The sequence below is a fragment of the Microbulbifer halophilus genome, assembly GCF_026183675.1.
Lineage (GTDB): Bacteria > Pseudomonadota > Gammaproteobacteria > Pseudomonadales > Cellvibrionaceae > Microbulbifer > Microbulbifer halophilus.
The window spans coordinates 110,004-127,065 of record NZ_JAPIVK010000005.1 but is presented as its reverse complement, the minus strand read 5'-3'; the positions used below and the strand labels follow the sequence as shown (position 1 = coordinate 127,065).

Annotated in this window: 11 protein-coding genes and 1 pseudogene; 1 reads left to right on the top strand and 11 read right to left on the bottom strand. The window is 63.5% G+C overall.

Annotated elements, in window-relative coordinates:
- Positions 1-226: 226 nt before the first annotated feature.
- On the top strand, positions 227-3,334 hold the full coding sequence (locus tag OQE62_RS04350) for an efflux RND transporter permease subunit (protein WP_265720770.1): 3,108 nt from the start codon (positions 227-229) through the stop codon (positions 3,332-3,334).
- A 101-nt stretch (positions 3,335-3,435) separates the two neighbouring features.
- On the opposite strand, the gene OQE62_RS04345 is transcribed toward OQE62_RS04350, so the two are convergent.
- The 11 genes and pseudogenes from OQE62_RS04345 to dnaJ all read right to left on the bottom strand — a co-directional run bounded on the left by OQE62_RS04345 (position 3,436) and on the right by dnaJ (position 17,034).
- On the bottom strand, positions 3,436-4,305 hold the full coding sequence (locus OQE62_RS04345) for a glycerophosphodiester phosphodiesterase (protein ID WP_265720769.1): 870 nt from the start codon (positions 4,303-4,305) through the stop codon (positions 3,436-3,438).
- A gap of 92 nt (positions 4,306-4,397) precedes the next feature.
- Positions 4,398-5,048 (bottom strand): vWA domain-containing protein, encoded by a 651-nt coding sequence (locus OQE62_RS04340; RefSeq protein ID WP_265720768.1) that lies wholly within the window; start codon positions 5,046-5,048, stop codon positions 4,398-4,400.
- On the bottom strand, positions 5,045-6,454 hold the full coding sequence (locus OQE62_RS04335; RefSeq protein ID WP_265720767.1) for a hypothetical protein: 1,410 nt from the start codon (positions 6,452-6,454) through the stop codon (positions 5,045-5,047). Before OQE62_RS04335 ends, OQE62_RS04340 begins: the two co-directional genes overlap by 4 nt.
- A gap of 223 nt (positions 6,455-6,677) precedes the next feature.
- The gene (gene greA, locus OQE62_RS04330) at positions 6,678-7,154 is read right to left on the bottom strand and encodes a transcription elongation factor GreA (RefSeq protein WP_265720766.1); all 477 of its coding nucleotides are present in this window, start codon (positions 7,152-7,154) and stop codon (positions 6,678-6,680) included.
- Positions 7,155-7,276: 122 nt separating this feature from the next.
- A complete protein-coding gene (gene carB / locus OQE62_RS04325) occupies positions 7,277-10,507 on the bottom strand; it encodes a carbamoyl-phosphate synthase large subunit (RefSeq protein ID WP_265720765.1) in 3,231 nt (1,076 codons plus the stop codon).
- 135 nt (positions 10,508-10,642) lie between these two features.
- Positions 10,643-11,794, bottom strand: a complete 1,152-nt coding sequence (carA, locus tag OQE62_RS04320) for a glutamine-hydrolyzing carbamoyl-phosphate synthase small subunit (RefSeq protein ID WP_265720807.1) — start codon at positions 11,792-11,794, stop codon at positions 10,643-10,645.
- 419 nt (positions 11,795-12,213) lie between these two features.
- The gene (locus OQE62_RS04315) at positions 12,214-12,801 is read right to left on the bottom strand and encodes a YfiR family protein (RefSeq protein ID WP_265720764.1); all 588 of its coding nucleotides are present in this window, start codon (positions 12,799-12,801) and stop codon (positions 12,214-12,216) included.
- 416 nt (positions 12,802-13,217) lie between these two features.
- Positions 13,218-14,132: a 30S ribosomal protein S6--L-glutamate ligase gene (gene rimK / locus OQE62_RS04310; RefSeq protein ID WP_265720806.1), complete on the bottom strand. Its 915-nt coding sequence runs from the start codon at positions 14,130-14,132 to the stop codon at positions 13,218-13,220.
- An 84-nt stretch (positions 14,133-14,216) separates the two neighbouring features.
- Positions 14,217-14,702, bottom strand: a pseudogene (locus OQE62_RS04305) (ATP-dependent zinc protease family protein); the annotation flags it as partial.
- 9 nt (positions 14,703-14,711) lie between these two features.
- Positions 14,712-15,533, bottom strand: a complete 822-nt coding sequence (gene dapB / locus OQE62_RS04300) for a 4-hydroxy-tetrahydrodipicolinate reductase (RefSeq protein WP_265720763.1) — start codon at positions 15,531-15,533, stop codon at positions 14,712-14,714.
- Positions 15,534-15,909: 376 nt separating this feature from the next.
- Positions 15,910-17,034: a molecular chaperone DnaJ gene (dnaJ, locus tag OQE62_RS04295; RefSeq protein WP_265720762.1), complete on the bottom strand. Its 1,125-nt coding sequence runs from the start codon at positions 17,032-17,034 to the stop codon at positions 15,910-15,912.
- Positions 17,035-17,062 lie beyond the last annotated feature (28 nt).

Sequence of the window (17,062 nt, the reverse complement as noted above, 5' to 3'; positions counted from 1 at the left end):
AAGAACCGGGGAACCGATACGAAGGTCCTGATACCGGGGCATGGTTTCGGGACTGTCAGCGAGAGGGACCTCGCTGACAAGCCTCCAGGGATGGATTTACGGGGGGCGCCTAGCTCGTGTCCCGAAACCATGCCCCGGTAGCAGGACCACCACGACATTGGCTTAAAGGCACCGATTCCCGGCCTCCAGGCCTCAAAACGCGCGAATTTATTCAGGAAGAATCACAATGGGCTTCAACCTCTCCGAATGGGCGCTGAAAAACCGCCCGCTGGTGCTCTACGCCCTGATCCTGCTGGGGCTGATGGGTATCTATTCCTATACCCAACTGGGCCAGTCCGAGGATCCACCTTTTACCTTCAAGGTGATGGTGGTCAACACCCTCTGGCCCGGTGCCAGCGCCGCGGAGGTCTCCCGCCAGATTACCGAGCGGGTGGAAAAGAAACTGATGGAGACCGGCGACTACGACCGCATCACTTCCTTCTCCCGCCCCGGCCAGTCCCAGGTCCTGTTTATGGCCCGCGACGATATGCGCTCGAGCGAAATTCCGGATCTCTGGTACCAGGTGCGCAAGAAAGTCGGCGATATCCGCCACACACTGCCACCGGATATCCAGGGGCCCTTCTTCAACGACGAATTCGGCACCACCTACGGCAATATCTATGCGCTCACCGGCAAGGATTTCGACTACGCCCTGAAAAAGGACTACGCCGACCGCCTGAAACTGGCACTGCAGCGGGTCGAGGATGTGGGCAAGGTACAGCTGATCGGCCTGCAGGACGAAAGAATCTGGGTGGAACTCTCCAACACCAAGCTCGCATCCCTGGGCATTCCCATGTCCGCGGTACAGGGCGCTCTGCAATCGCAGAATGCCGTGGCCAACGCCGGCTTCGTGGAAACCGGCAGCGACCGGGTACGCATCCGAGTCAGCGGCCAGTTCCGCACCGTGGACGAGATTCGCCGCTTCCCCATCAGCGTCGGCGGCCGCACCCAGCAACTCGGCGACATTGCCGAGGTACACCGCGGCTTCAGCGACCCGCCGCAACCGCGCATGCGTTTCATGGGCGACGACGCCATCGGTATCGCCGTCTCCATGAAAGCCGGCGGCGATATTCTCGAGCTGGGTGAAAACCTGGACGCGGCATTCACCCGGCTGCAACAGGACCTGCCGCTGGGGCTGGAACTGAGTAAGGTCTCCGACCAGCCGGCGGCGGTCAAACGCAGCGTGGGCGAATTCGTCAAGGTGCTGGCGGAGGCGCTGGCGATCGTGATGCTGGTGAGCTTTTTCTCGCTGGGCATGCGCACCGGCCTGGTGGTGGCCCTGTCGATACCGCTGGTGCTGGCGATGACCTTCGCCCTGATGCACTACTTCGATATCGGCCTGCACAAGATTTCCCTGGGCGCACTGGTACTGGCCCTGGGGCTGATGGTGGACGACGCCATCATCGCCGTGGAGATGATGGCGATAAAGATGGAACAGGGTTTCAGCCGTCTCAAGGCCGCGGGCGCGGCCTGGAACAGCACCGCCTTTCCGATGCTCACCGGTACCCTGATCACTGCCGCCGGCTTTCTGCCCATCGCCACCGCCCAGTCCGGCACCGGGGAATATACCCGTTCGATTTTCCAGGTGGTGACCCTGTCACTGCTGGCCTCCTGGGTAGCGGCGGTGGTATTCGTCCCCTACCTGGGCGACCGGTTGCTGCCCGATCTCACCCGGCGCGACAGCAGCGGCACGGTGCAGGATCCCTACCAAAAGCCCTTTTACCGGCGCTTCCGCCGGCTGGTGCACTGGTGTCTGCGCTACCGTAAAACAGTGATCGCGCTGACACTGCTGGTCTTCGTCGGCTCGCTGGCACTGTTCCGCTTTGTACCGCAGCAGTTCTTCCCCTCTTCCGCACGCCTCGAACTGATGGTGGACCTGAAACTGGCCGAGGGCGCATCGCTGGAGGCCACCGAACAGCAGGCCGCGCGGCTGGAAAAAATGCTGGCCGGCAACGAGCTGGTGGAAAACTACGTGGCCTATGTGGGCACCGGCTCACCGCGTTTCTACCTGCCGCTGGACCAGCAATTACCGGCGGCCAGCTTCGCCCAGTTTGTGGTGCTGACCCGCTCGATCGAGGAGCGCGAGCGAGTGCGAAGCTGGCTGATCTCGACAATGCGCGAGGAATTTCCCACGGTGCGCTCGCGTATCTCGCGGCTGGAAAACGGCCCGCCGGTGGGCTACCCGGTGCAGTTCCGCGTCTCCGGCGAACATATTCCCGAAGTGCGAAAAATCGCCCGCGAAGTGGCGGACAAGGTGCGGGAAAACCCGGCGGTGAACAATGTACACCTGGACTGGCAGGAGCCCAGCAAGGCGGTACAACTGAATATCGACCAGGCGCGTGCCCGCGCCCTGGGCGTAACCAGCGCCGATCTGTCGCGCGCCCTGCAGAGCTCCCTGTCCGGTATCGCCGTCAGCCAGTACCGGGAGGACAACGAACTGATCGACGTAAAGGTGCGCGGCGACGACAGCGAGCGCAGCGCACTCGGGCGGCTGGACAACCTGGCGGTGCAGACGGAGAGCGGCCGCAGCGTGCCGCTGAACCAGATAGCGACTCTGGAATACGGCTTCGAGGAGGGGGTGATCTGGCACCGGGACCGGCTGCCGACGGTGACCGTGCGCGCGGATATCTACGGCGAACAGCAACCGGCCACGGTGGTCAACGAAGTCTGGCCGCGGCTGGGCGAACTGCGCGAGGTACTGCCGCCGGGCTACCTGCTGGAAATCGGCGGTGCGGTGGAGGAATCGGCGCGCGGCCAGGAATCGGTGAACGCCGGTATGCCGCTGTTCGTACTGGTGGTGATCACACTGCTGATGCTGCAGCTGCGCAGCTTTTCCCTGTCCACCATGGTGTTTCTCACCGCACCGCTGGGAATTGTCGGCGTGACCCTGTTCCTGCTGTTTTTCCGCCAGCCGTTCGGCTTTGTCGCCATGCTCGGCACCATCGCGCTGGCGGGCATGATCATGCGCAACTCGGTGATTCTGGTGGACCAGATTCAGCAGGACATCAAACAGGGGCTGGCGCCCTGGGAGGCGATTGTCGAATCCACCGTGCGTCGCTTTCGGCCGATTGTGCTGACGGGGCTAACCGCGGTGCTGGCAATGATCCCGCTGTCGCGCAGCGACTTCTTCGGCCCCATGGCGGTGGCGATCATGGGTGGGTTGATTGTGGCCACGGCACTGACATTGCTGTTCCTGCCGGCACTCTACGCGGCCTGGTTCCGGGTCCGGGAGGAGAGTGGCGAAGAAACCGAACACAAACCGATTCGACAGGGGGAGCTTGTCGGGGAAATGTAGGGGCGAACCTTGTGTTCGCCCGGGCGGAATGCCCCGGAAAACCTGCAGTGCCGGTCTCAAACAGGGCGAACACAAGGTTCGCCCCTACGGTTTCAGTGCCGCTATTCTTCCAGCAGCGACAGCAGCCTGTCCGGCCGGTTGGTGACGATACCGTCCAGTTCCAGGTCGATATAGTCGCGCATGTCCGCTTCCCGGTCCACGGTCCACACCGAGATATGCAGCCCGCAGTTGCGCGCCGCGCGCACAAAGCGCGGCGAGAAAACCGGGATGCCGTAGTAGTGCATCGGCAGCTGCATTGTCTGGTAGGCGGGGCTCAGCAGCCGCTCGGCGAAAAACCACTGGGCCAGGAAGAACAGCAGCGCCTCGGGCATGCTGGCCCCGGTGGCCACCCACGGCGACAGGCGGCGGAACTCGCGGATCACGCCGCGGTGGAAAGACGATACGATCACGCGCGCCTCACAACCGGCCTCGGCTATCGCACTGCTGAGTACCCGGGCTGCGAAGGGATCGTCGTTTTTCAGTTCGATGATCATGGGCGTCTGCGGCAGTGCGGCGAAGACCTCATCGATGGTGGCGATGCGCAGCGGCCTGTCGCGATAGGGATAATTCCCGCCGTCGCCGCGCCAATGGTGGGCCACATTCAGCGAACGCAACTCGTCGAGCGTCATCCCGATAATGGCGCCGCTGCGGTCGCTGGTGCGATCGACGGTGTTGTCGTGCATCAGCACGAGATGACCGTCGGCGGTGAGATTCAGGTCCATCTCCATGGCATCTACCCCCAACTCCACCATTTTTTGCAGATAGAGCAGTGTATTGCCGGGGTAGAGGCCATTGCCGGCCTCATCGCCGTGGGAGATGACCAGCGGGCTCTGTCTGTGGGACAGGGAGAGCGAGGTCAGCGGTGCGGGACGCGCGGTGGCGTAGCACCAGAGTAGGAAAACGACGATTGCGAAAAGTGCCAGCCAGAGCATCTGAAGCCTTGTTCAATAAACAGGTAGGGTGCGCCGTGCGCACCGGCCCGGTTGCGGTATCCACCCAACAATCATGGTGCAAACGGCGCACCCTACGGTAGGATTTTTTCCAGCCGTTCCAGGTCGTTGATGACCCGCCAACTGCCGCCGCTTTGCTCCACCCGGCCCTGCCAGTCCTCCAGCCGCCCCAGGTATTCGGTGGGATCGATATTGTCGCTGCGCAGCTTGGTCACGTTCAGTGCCACCAGGTTGAAGCCGTCCAGGGCCAGCGGCACGTCGCGGTTGTAACCCTCCTTGATCTCCTCCTTCAGGTCGGAAAAGATCAGGATGGTCTTGGTGCCTGGCCGTTTTTCGTTGAGGTATTCCACCGCCTGCAGCAGGCCGCCGGTAATATCGGTATAGGCGGCCGCTTCCGTTTCCTCCACAAACTGCTGGATGGACTCCTGGAAGGCCCGCTTCTGCTTGTTGGTCACGCTGGGGCGATCGTCGAAGGTGACCTTGGCCTGGATGTTCTTCTCGCTGAAGCTGCCGGTATTGATGCTGGCCACGGCGAAGGTATCGCCCGGGTTCAGTTTCGCCAGGGTGAAGTTGATCACCTGCTGCGCCTTGTCCAGCTCCCGGGTGTAGGTACCGGAAGTGTCGATCAGCATATAGACGCCCTGGTTGCGCGCCACCGGCTCACCACAGGCATTCAGCAACAGGCTGCAGGCGAGCACCGCCATACTCGGGAATACAATTTTCATGAGGCTTTCTCCACACTTTTCGACCCGCCGGTACGGGCGCGCCAGTCGAGCACTTTGTTTTCCAGCCACAGGGGAAAGAAGATGACGATATCGTAGAGCCGCACCAGCATGGTGCCGGCGCGCAGCGCCGCGGTACCGGCGAGGCGCAGGGTCACCGACAGGATACGCAACAGGAAGGCGGTGACCACGCCGATCACGGTGCGCGCCGAGGCGATAAAATTCTCCAGCGGAATGGCGACGAAAGTCAGTGCAAACGGCAGGATAAAGCCCATCCCCATCTGCGCCGCGGTGGTGATCCAGTAGACACCACCGCTGGTCGCCGCCACCTCGTCGCCGCGCAGTTGCGCGCTGACCGCCAGGTCTTCCTGCATCAGTATTTCGCGCATGAAGGCGAGTCCCGCCTCCACCGTGGCGAGGAAAAACAGCAGCACAAACGCGGCCCACATCATGCGCGTGCGCAGTTTATCGCTCAGCGAGCCGATCACCGGAAAGAGCCGCGTGATGCGCAGGCACTCCATTGCGAAGAGCCCCATCGTGATCTCCACCAGGATGATCACCAGTGCCGAGATATCGGCGATCTTGAAGCTGCCGATATAGCTGGTGCCGCCCACCATCTCGGTCATGGGCCGGGCGATTAAATGAAAATTGATCAGCGCGCCGCCGACGGCGATCGTCAGCACAAACGCGGAAATAAAGAACTGACTCAGGGAAGAGGAGGAGAGCATGCGCCGGGCGCGCTCGCTGCCGGCCTGGATTTCCTCGTAGCGCTCCATATGGCCGTCGATGGCCCCGGCGCGGCGGATCACCGAGTCGACACTCTTGTTGACGCGCCCCAGCGTGGTCAGCATGGAGCGCCAGTGGGGCATCATGCGTTTCAGCAGCTGGTGGCGCTCCCGCGCCGATTCCCGGTAGACCTCCAGCGCCTTGGATTCCGCCTTGCGCATCGAGTTGTGGATCGTCTCCAGCACATCGCCCACCACCGGGTCCTGCTTGGCCGGGATATCCGCTACCGCCTTGATCGCCTTGGCCCAGTTGGTGGGCTCCGGCGGTACCTCGGCGCTGCGCACATAGTCCTCGTCGATGGCGGTGAGCTGCTCGCACAGGTGGCGATGCAATGTGGGATATTGCGCCAATTCTTTCTTCATGGTGCTTTCGATACGGTCGAACTCGCGCTCCACGTGCCGTTCGGCCGCCTCGCGCCCCACCGCCAGCAACACCTCGCGATTGCGCTCCTGCAGGCGCAGCTCCGCCGCGGACACCGCACTGGCGCCCAGTCGCAGGGACTGGTGAAAAAAACGCGCCAGGGAGAAGATGCCCTGATGCACCGGTCTGCGTGCGACAAACAGGGCCACCAGCGCCAGCACAAACCACAGCCAGAGCGGCAGGCTATCCAGAAGTCCGGTCACGGTGTTGCCTCCTCGAATTTATTGGTTTTTACCCATCCTATCAGTAGTAGGCAGCGCAATCGCCTTCCAGTTCACATTTTGCATTGCCGCATGTTGCACCATCGAGCGAGATAGGCATGGGCTCCCCAATGGGACAGCTCGGGACCCGCAGGCTGTGGCGCAAACGAAGAAGGGCGGCCAGAGGCCGCCCTTCTTCGTTTGCCCGCGGAAAAGGAATGCGGGATCAGATATGCTCTACGGAGTCGATCTCGTATTCCACCGCGCCGGAAGGCGTGTGCACTTCCACCACGTCCCCCACTTCCTTGCCGATCAGGGCACGGGCGATGGGCGAGTTGACGGAGATCTTGCGATCTTTCACATCGGCCTCGTCGTCGCCGACGATCTTGTAGGTCACTTCCTCGTCGTTGTCCATATGGATGATGGTGACGGTAGTGCCGAAGATCACTTTCTCGCTGGGCTCGATGGCTTTCACATCGATGATCTGCGCGTGGGACAGCTTGCCCTCGATATCCTGGATGCGGCCCTCGATAAAACCCTGCTTTTCGCGCGCGGCGTGGTACTCGGCGTTCTCTTTCAGGTCGCCGTGCTCGCGCGCCTCGGCGATGGCCTGTACCACCGCCGGCCGCTCTACCTTTTTCAGGTTCTCCAGTTCGGCGCGCAGGGAGTCGGCGCCTTCAACGGTCATTGGTACCCGGTTCAATGTGGGACCTCCAGATTTATTCATTAGCAAACCCGGCCTCGCCAGTCGGCGCAGCCCGGTCGGTATTCACAATTCGATATGGATGCGGGGACCCGCTCCCGGGCCTCGCATGCGCGCCGGCGCTATTCCGGCAGCTTGACCACCTGCTGGTGCAGATCCTGCAGGCGGCGCACTTTCAGCGGCTCGCCCAACTGCATCGCCAAGGCCATGGCCTCGGCTGCGGCCAGCGTGGTGGTGTAGCACACCTGGTGATTCTCCGCACTGCGGCGGATACCGGCGGAATCGCGGATGGCCTGGCGCCCCTCGGTGGTGTTCACCACCAGTGCGATCTCGTCGTTCTTGATCATATCGACGATATGCGGGCGGCCCTCGCTCATCTTGTTGACGGTTGTAACGGGAATATCGGCATCTTGCAAGGCTTTGGCGGTGCCGCGGGTGGCCACCAGCTCGAAACCGAGACCGACCAGGTCCCGCGCCACACTCACCACCTCGGGCTTGTCGGAATCCCGCACCGAGATGAACACCTTGCCGGACTCCGGCAGCCTGTCGCCGGCGGCCAGCAGGCCCTTGTCGAAGGCCTCGGCAAAGGTCGCGCCCACGCCCATCACCTCGCCGGTGGACTTCATCTCCGGGCCGAGGATCGGGTCGACTTTCGGGAACTTGTTGAACGGGAACACCGATTCCTTCACGGAGAAGTAATCCGGCACGATTTCCTCGGTAAAGCCCTGCTCTTTCAGGCTGATGCCGGCCTGTACCCGCGCGGCCACCTTGGCCAGGGAGGTGCCGATGCACTTGGAGACGAAGGGCACGGTGCGGGAAGCGCGCGGGTTCACCTCGATCACGTAGATCTCGCCATCCTGGTAGGCCAGCTGGGTGTTCATCAGGCCCACCACGCCCAGTTCGCGGGCCATGGCTTTTATCTGCTCGCGCATCCGGTCCTGCACGTCCGCCGACAGGCTGTAGGGCGGCAGGGAACAGGCGGAGTCGCCGGAGTGTACACCGGCCTGCTCGATATGCTGCATGATGGCACCGATCACCACATTCTCGCCGTCGGAAACCGCGTCCACATCCACCTCGATCGCCGCGTTCAGGAAGTGGTCCAGCAGCACCGGCGAATCCTCGGAAACTTCCACCGCCTCTTTCATGTAGTTCAGCAGCTCGTCTTCCTTGTAGACGATCTCCATGGCGCGGCCGCCCAGCACATAGGAGGGGCGCACCACCAGCGGGTAGCCCACTTCCTTGGCGGCCTGGATGGCCTCGGAAACGGAGCGCACTATGGCGTTCTCCGGCTGTTTGAGGCCCAGGCGCACAATCATCTGCTGGAAGCGCTCGCGGTCCTCGGCGCGGTCGATCTGGGTCGGGGTGGTGCCGATAATCGGCACTCCCTCGGCGGCCAGGAAGCGCGCCAGGTTCAGGGGCGTCTGGCCGCCGAACTGCACGATCACGCCCGCCGGCTTCTCTTTGCGCACGATTTCCAGCACGTCTTCCAGGGTCACCGGCTCGAAATAGAGGCGGTCGGAAGTGTCGTAGTCAGTGGACACGGTCTCCGGGTTGCAATTGACCATGATGGTCTCGTAGCCATCCTCGCGCATCGCCAGCGCCGCGTGTACGCAGCAGTAATCGAACTCGATGCCCTGGCCGATACGGTTGGGACCACCGCCCAGTACCATGATCTTTTCCCGGTCGGACGGGTTCGATTCGCACTCCTCGTCGTAAGTGGAGTACATATAGGCGGTGCTGGTGGCAAACTCCGCCGCACAGGTATCCACCCGCTTGTAGGAGGGGAAGACCCCCAGCTTGTGGCGGAATTCGCGCACGGTTTTCTGGCTCACGCCGAGCAGATCGGACAGGTGAATATCGGAGAACCCCTTGCGCTTGAGGAAACGCATGGCGACGGCGTCTATCGCCGAGGTGGGCATCGTCTTGAGAGGCTCCTCGATCCGGATCAGCTCCTCGATCTGCACCAGGAACCAGGGGTCGATGCCGGACAGTTCGTAGACGTCCTGCACGCTCATGCCCATGCGGAAGGCGTCGCCGATATACCAGATGCGCTCGGCACCGGGCACGGACAGCTCGCGGCGCAGGCGCTCCTTGGCGCCCTCCTCGCCCGGGTCGATGCGGCTTTCCAGGCCGTAACTGCCCACTTCCAGGCCGCGCAGGGCCTTCTGCAGGGATTCCTGGAAAGTGCGGCCGATGGCCATCACCTCGCCCACGGATTTCATCTGCGTGGTCAGGCGCGCGTCCGCCTCGCCGAACTTCTCGAAGGTGAAGCGCGGAATCTTGGTGACCACGTAATCGATGCTGGGCTCGAAGGAGGCCGGCGTGGCGCCGCCGGTGATTTCGTTCTGCAGCTCGTCCAGCGTGTAGCCCACCGCCAGCTTGGCCGCCACCTTGGCGATGGGGAAGCCGGTGGCCTTGGAGGCCAGCGCCGAGGAGCGGGATACCCGCGGGTTCATCTCGATGATCACCATGCGGCCGGTGTCCGGGCAGACACCGAACTGTACGTTGGAGCCGCCGGTCTCCACACCGATCTCGCGCAACACCGCAATGGAGGCGTTGCGCATCATCTGGTATTCCTTGTCGGTCAGGGTCTGCGACGGCGCCACGGTGATGGAATCGCCGGTGTGCACCCCCATGGGGTCGAAGTTCTCGATGGCACAGACGATGATGCAGTTGTCGTTCTTATCGCGAACCACCTCCATCTCGTATTCTTTCCAGCCGAGCAGGGATTCGTCGATCAGCAGTTCGTTGGTGGGGGACAGGTCGAGACCGCGCTTGCAGATTTCCTCGAACTCGGGCCAGTTGTAGGCCACGCCGCCACCGGAACCGCCCATGGTGAAAGAGGGGCGGATGATTACCGGAAAACCGAATTCCTCCGGTACCTTTTTTGCCTCCTCCATGGAGTGGACGATCTTGGCGCGCGGGGTTTCCAGATCGATGGCTTCCATCGCCTTGTCGAACAGGTCGCGGTCCTCGGCCTTCTCGATCGCGTCTTTATCCGCGCCGATCAGCTCCACGCCGAACTTTTCCAGCACCCCGTGCCTGTCCAGGTCCAGTGCGCAGTTCAGCGCCGTCTGACCGCCCATGGTGGGCAGGATCGCGTCCGGGCGCTCCTGTTCGACGATCTTGGCCACATTGCGCCATTCCACCGGCTCGATATAGGTGGCGTCGGCCATGGCCGGGTCGGTCATGATGGTGGCGGGGTTGGAGTTCACCAGGATCACCCGGTAGCCCTCTTCCCGCAGCGCCTTGCAGGCCTGGGCACCGGAATAGTCGAATTCACAGGCCTGGCCGATGACGATCGGGCCCGCGCCTATGATCAGAATGCTTTTGATATCTGTGCGTTTGGGCATCTTTCTTCCGTTTTGCTCCGGTCGCTTGCCGGTAGGTAGAGTAACTGTGTCAGGCGTAGGATGGGCAAAGCGCAGCGTACCCATCGCCACCGAACAGATGGGCACGCTGCGCTTTGCCCATCCTACAGATCACACTCAGCGGCGCGCCTGCATCATTTCGACAAACTGGTCGAACAACGGCGCCACATCGTGCGGGCCCGGGCTGGCTTCCGGGTGACCCTGGAAGCTGAAGACCGGCTTGTCTTTCACACGGATGCCCTGCAGCGTGCCGTCGAACAGGGATTTGTGGGTCACCTCGATATTGTCCGGCAGCGTATCCGCATCCACCGCAAAGCCATGGTTCTGGGCGGTGATCATTACCTTGCCGCTGTCCAGGTCCTGAACCGGGTGGTTGCCGCCGTGGTGGCCGAACTTCATTTTCATCGAGCGCCCGCCCACCGCCAGGCCCAGCAACTGGTGGCCCAGGCAGATGCCGTAGGTGGGAATGCCCCTGTCGATAAAGGTTTTGATCGCCTCGATCGCGTAATCGCAGGGCTCGGGGTCGCCGGGGCCGTTGGACAGGAAGATACCGTCCGGATTCATCGCCAGCACTTCGGCCGCCGGGGTCTCCGCCGGCACCACGGTGATTTCGCAGCCACGGTCCACCAGCATGCGCAGGATGTTGCGCTTTACGCCGTAGTCGTAGGCCACCACCCTGAAGGGCTGTTCCGCCGGCGCCGGCCGGTAGCCCTGCCCCAGTACCCAGGTACCCTCGTTGAAGGGGTAGCTCTTTTCGGTGGAGACGACCTTCGCCAGGTCCATCCCTTTCAGGCCGGCGAATTCCTTCGCTCTGGCAAGCGCTGCCTCGCGATCTATGTTTTCTCCGGCAACGATGCAGCCGCTCTGGGCGCCCTTGTCCCGCAGCAGGCGGGTCAGGCGGCGGGTGTCGATATCGGCGATACCCACCACGTTGCGCGCACGCAGGTAGTCGTCCAGCGACTGCTCCTTGCGAAAGCTGCTGGCCAGCAGTGGCAGGTCGCGGATCACCAGTCCGGCGGCCCAGATATCTGCGCACTCCTCGTCCTCCGTATTGGTACCGGTGTTGCCGATATGGGGATAGGTGAGCGTGACGATCTGTCGGGCGTAGGAGGGATCGGTGAGGATTTCCTGGTAGCCGGTCATCGAAGTATTGAAGACCACTTCGCCGATGGCACTGCCGTGGGCACCGATCGCGCACCCCTCAAAAACACTGCCATCTGCCAGCACCAGCAGGGCCGGGGTTGTACTCTGCATAAAGTCGTGGGACATCGAGGACTCCGGCGTGGGGACAGTCTTAGTCAAATTGATCTCCAGTCGCTAGCGGGCGGATTTTGCGGGCTCCAATTGCATCCAAACCGCCGGGAGCGGCTCGGCGCGGCGAGAGCCGCCCAACGGCCAGGGCGCACTTGCTCGCCCTATAAAAAAGCGAGATGAAACTCCACGGCTCCATCTCGCTCTTTTCGGTTATTCACGCGCGGCTCTCACTCTGTGGCCGGCGATTGCCGCCGGCGTTGACGGGCCGCGGGGCCGACCCAAACCGGGCGCAGATTCTACGCGAATCCGCCGGCTTGTGCCAGTTCTTTTGAATGCGGAGCGGAACAGGGCTGTGGGGAAAGTATCTGCAGCGCCTGCCGCGAGCGCCCGCCGACCCGGTCGCCCCGAAGCCCGGGCTATTCCGCACTCCGCATTCAATCCACCTCCCGGCTCAGGCGGAAGAGGCTGCTGCCGATTTTCAGGTCGGCGCGCTCGAGCATCGTCTTGTTCAGTTGCAGGGCGACATTGGCACCGCTGCCGGCGAACTCCACCATGCCGCCGGTGGCGACAAAGCGGTCGGCATCGCTCACGGTCAGGACGGGGAAAAACTCCAGCGCACCCACCGCCTCCAGCAGTTCCGACCGCTTCATGGCGCCGAACACGATTATCTGGCAGCTGCGCGCGCGCATCGTCTCACCGTCGTTGACGCTTTCGAGTTCGACCCAGCGGTCCTTCACCCGGTGCCGGTCGAGGCGCTCGGCCAGGGGCTCGAGCAGCGCCTCGCCGCCCATCACGCAGATACGAAACGGGGCATCGGCACCGGAAAAGACCTCGATAGGCCACTGCAGGTGGTGGGCGAAATGCACGATGTAGTCGACCATGACCTGACGGCCGGCGGCAGAATCGGACAGCTGGCCGACGGCCTGTGCACCGGGGGCCAGCGCCACCAGCAGCAACACCGCCAGAGGCCCGGAGAGCAGGCCGGGCAGGGTCAGAAAGCTGGGGAATCGGCGCTTCATCATAACTCAAGTTTCGGAGTTGAGAATCCTTGAAAATTGGCACAGAGCCGGGTGGCGCGGCCCTTTGCGGGACCTTGTGAGACAGGGAAGTCGATTAGAGCTTACAGGGACGTACTTGCTGGGGGGCGCCTAGCTCGTGTCCCGCAAAGGGCCGCGCCACCCGGCACCTCCGGCCCGACCCCCGAAACTTGAGATCATAATAGCCCTATGGTTCTCACCATCTGGCCACCGGGGCAGTCGTCGCCGATGGCACTGCCCGCTCGCCGTTCCTGGCGACCAGTCGTTCCGATCAAACCTGCGCGGAAAGCCGCGCCGGAACGCCGCTGCGGCCCACCAAAGAAAAGATTAGTCGCGGGGATATGGCTTCGCCACGGCCGCAGGGGCCGGTTGTGCAGGCGGTTACCTTCATTGCGGGGATTTCAGCGATCCGCGGCGCCGTTGTTGGCGGCGGGGCGCCATTTCAGCGCCTTCTCGATCGACGCGATCATGGAGCCCGCCACATCCTTGCGGGTGGCGCTCTCTATGCCCTCGAGGCCCGGCGAGGAGTTGACCTCCAGCAACAGCGGCCCCTTCTTCGAGCGGATGATATCGACACCGGCCACCTTGAGCCCCAGCGCCTTGGCCGCCTTGACCGCCAGGCGCTTCTCGTCCGGCGTCACCTTGACCACGGACGCGGTGCCGCCCTGGTGGATATTGGCGCGGAACTCACCCGGCGCGGCTTCGCGCTGGATCGAGGCCACCACCTTGCCCTCGATCACGAACAGGCGCAGGTCCTTGCCCTCCGCCTCGCGGATGAATTCCTGCACCAGCAGGTTGGCCTTCAGAGCCTTGAAGGCGTTGATCACCGACTCCGCGGCCTTGCGCGTCTCCGCCAGCACCACGCCCCGACCCTGGGTGCCCTCGAGCAGCTTCACAATCAGCGGCGCGCCGCCGACCATCTCGATCAGTTCGTTGGTGTCCACCGGCGAGTTGGCGAAACCGGAGGTGGGGATATTCAGCCCGGCCTGCTGCAGCAACTGCAGGGAGAACAGCTTGTCCCGCGACTGGCTGATGGAAGAGGAGCCGTTCAGCGCGAACACGCTGATACTCTCGAAGTGGCGCGTCAGGGCACAGCCGTAGAAGGTCTGGCTGGGGCGGATGCGCGGAATCACCGCATCCAGGTTGTTGAGGATACGCCCGTCGCGATAGTGCACTTCCGGATCGTTGGCATCCAGTTTCATATAACACTGGCGGATATCCAGGAAGCTCATGCGGTGTCCCCGCTCGGCCCCCGCTTCCATGATGCGCTGGTTGCTGTACAGGTCCGGGTTGGAAGCCAGCAGCCCGATGCGCAGGCCGGTACCGGCCATATGGTGCTCGTCGCGGTAATACTCTTCCAGCTCACTGGGGCGCACATCGCCGAGACAGAAAGTCTCCGACGGATCCACCATCATGCGCCCCAGCATCGCCTCGCGTCCCAGCAGCATGCGGTAGCCCATGGTGTCGCGGTTGGTCAGGGTCAGCTCGATATCCCAGACGCTGCCGCCGATGGACAGTCCCGTGCGGATCACCGGGCGCCGCTCGCTCTCGCCGGAAGAGCTGCGCACGGTGCGCTTGTCCAGCAGTTTGGCTTCGCAGCGCACCGTCGGCCGGCGCTGGTGCTGCAGGGGATGCGCCTCAAAGCTGACCCAGGCTTCGCCGTCGCGTTTGAAGGTGTGGATGTTATAGGCGTGCAGCGAGGAGGTCTTGGCTCCCGAGTCCACTCGCGCCTTGATCGCGGGCACCCCCAGGGAGGGCAGGCCGCACCACTCTTCACTGCCGACAATCAGTTTGTTTTCCAATTTCGCTTCCCTTGCTCGTGGAGATTTTGCGTCCCGGTCCTCCGGCAGGGCCCGACCCGGACGCGATCCGGGGCGGGCTCCCACCGGGCAGAATCATTTCAGGCCCAGCACATCGCGCATATCGTAGTGGCCCGGCGCGCGGCCGTCCTCCATCAGCCAGAGTGCCGCGCGCACCGCGCCGCGGGCGAAAGACAGGCGGCTGCCGGCCTTGTGGGTGATCTCCACCCGCTCGCCCTCGGCCAGGAACATCACCGAATGCTCGCCCACTACGTCGCCGCCGCGCACAGTGGCGAAGCCGATGGTATCCCGCTCGCGCGCGCCCGTCTGCCCCTCGCGGCCGTAGACCGCCACCTTCGACAGGTCGCGGCCCAGGGTGTCGGCCACCACCTCGCCCATGCTCAGGGCGGTGCCGGAGGGCGCGTCCACCTTGTGGCGGTGGTGGGCCTCGACGATCTCGATGTCGGCGTCTTCGCCCATCACCCGGGAGGCGGTTTCCAGCAGGTTGAAACAGAGATTCACACCGGTGGAATAATTGCTGGCGAGACACAGCGGCACCCGCTGCGCCCGGGCCAGCACTTCGCTTTTCTGCTCGCTGTCGAAACCGGTGGTGCCGATGACGATGGGGCGACCCCGCTCGGCGCAGAAGACGGCGTTGTCCCGCGTGGCCGCCGGCGCGGTGAAATCGATCAAGACATCGAAGTCGGCCCGCTCCAGGCTGTCGACGATCGCCAGAGTCCCCTTCCCGAAACCGAGGGACCCCAGCCCCGCCACTTCGCCGGCGTCGGCACCGACCAGGCTGGAGCCCGGGCGCACCACTGCCGCGGACAACTCGGCCCGCTCCGACTGCACCACCGCCGCCGCCAGCGCACGCCCCATGCGGCCGCCGAATCCCGTTATCGCCATTTTTACCGGCATATTGCCCTCTCCCTTAAACCCCGATACAAAGACGCCGATTCTACCTCCGGAGGAATCACCCGGCATAGAATCGTTTTACACGGCGCGAACAGCAATAAACCCGCCGGGCCGCGGCCATGGAAAACGCACAACTGGGACAATTCAAGCAGAGGTGGCTGGCGATGCAATGCGGGCTGGACTGGTGGGGCGTCCGGGTTCCGGGGCGCGGCGGGTCCCTCTCCCCCGGCCCCTCTCCCGGTGGGAGAGGGGAGCTTAGTCGGAAGCGGCGGGGGTGGATCGGCCTGCGAGGCCTCGTTCGACCCCGTGCCAGTCCCCTCTCCCGCTGGGAGAGGGTTAGAGAGAGGGGAGCTTTCTTTTCGGGTTCCGAGTCCCAAACTTACAACTTCATATCCCCGAAGAAATTCTTCACCCCTTCAAACCAGCCGGTCTGGCGCGGTGAGTTTTTCTTTTCGCTGAGGGTATTGGAGAACTCTTCCAGCAGCTCTTTCTGCCTGCTGGTCAGATGCACGGGCGTTTCCACCACCACGCGGCACAGCAGGTCGCCGGGGGGGCCGCCGCGCACCGGGGTGACGCCCTTGCCGCGCAGGCGGAAGAGTTTGCCGGTCTGGCTCTCGGCGGGAATCTTCAGTTTGACCTTGTTGTCCAGGGTCGGTACTTCCAGCTCGCCGCCCAGCGCGGCAGTGGCGAAGCTGATGGGCACCTCGCAGTAGAGGTTCCGGCCATCGCGCTGGAACAACTCGTGCTCCTTGACCACCACCTGCACGTACAGGTCCCCGGGCGGGCCGCCGTCCGGCCCCGCCTCGCCCTCGCCGGAAAGGCGGATGCGGTCGCCGGTGTCCACGCCCGGCGGTACCTTGACCGACAGGGTCTTGGCCTCTTCCACGCGGCCGCGGCCGTGGCAGCTACCGCAGGGGTCGGTGATGATGTTGCCGCGCCCGCGGCAATTCGGGCAGGTCTGCTGCACCGAGAAGAAACCCTGCTGCATGCGCACCTGACCGATACCACCACAGGTGCCACAGGTCTGCGGCTGCGAACCCGGCTTGGCGCCGGAGCCGTCGCAGGTATTGCAGGCCGCCAGGGTGGGCACACGGATCTTCACGTTGGTACCGCGCACCGCGTCTTCCAGGTCCAGTTCCAGGTCGTAGCGCAGATCGGAACCCCGCGCCGGGCCGCGGCGGCCACCCCCGCCGCCGAAAATATCGCCGAACACGTCGCCGAAGATATCGGAGAAACCGCCGAAGCCGCCGGCTCCGGCACCGCCGCCGCCCATCTGGCCGTCCACGCCGGCGTGGCCGAACTGGTCGTAGGCCGCCTTTTTCTGCGGGTCGGACAGGATCTCGTAGGCCTCGCTGGCCTCCTTGAATTTGTTTTCCGCCTCGACGTCGTCGGGATTGCGGTCCGGGTGGTACTTCATCGCCACCCGGCGGTAGGCTCTCTTGAGGTCTTTTTCCGAAGCGTCCCGGTCGACACCGAGGACTTCGTAATAATCGCGCTTGGACATATCAGGAGTGTTCTTTTTTGACGGCACT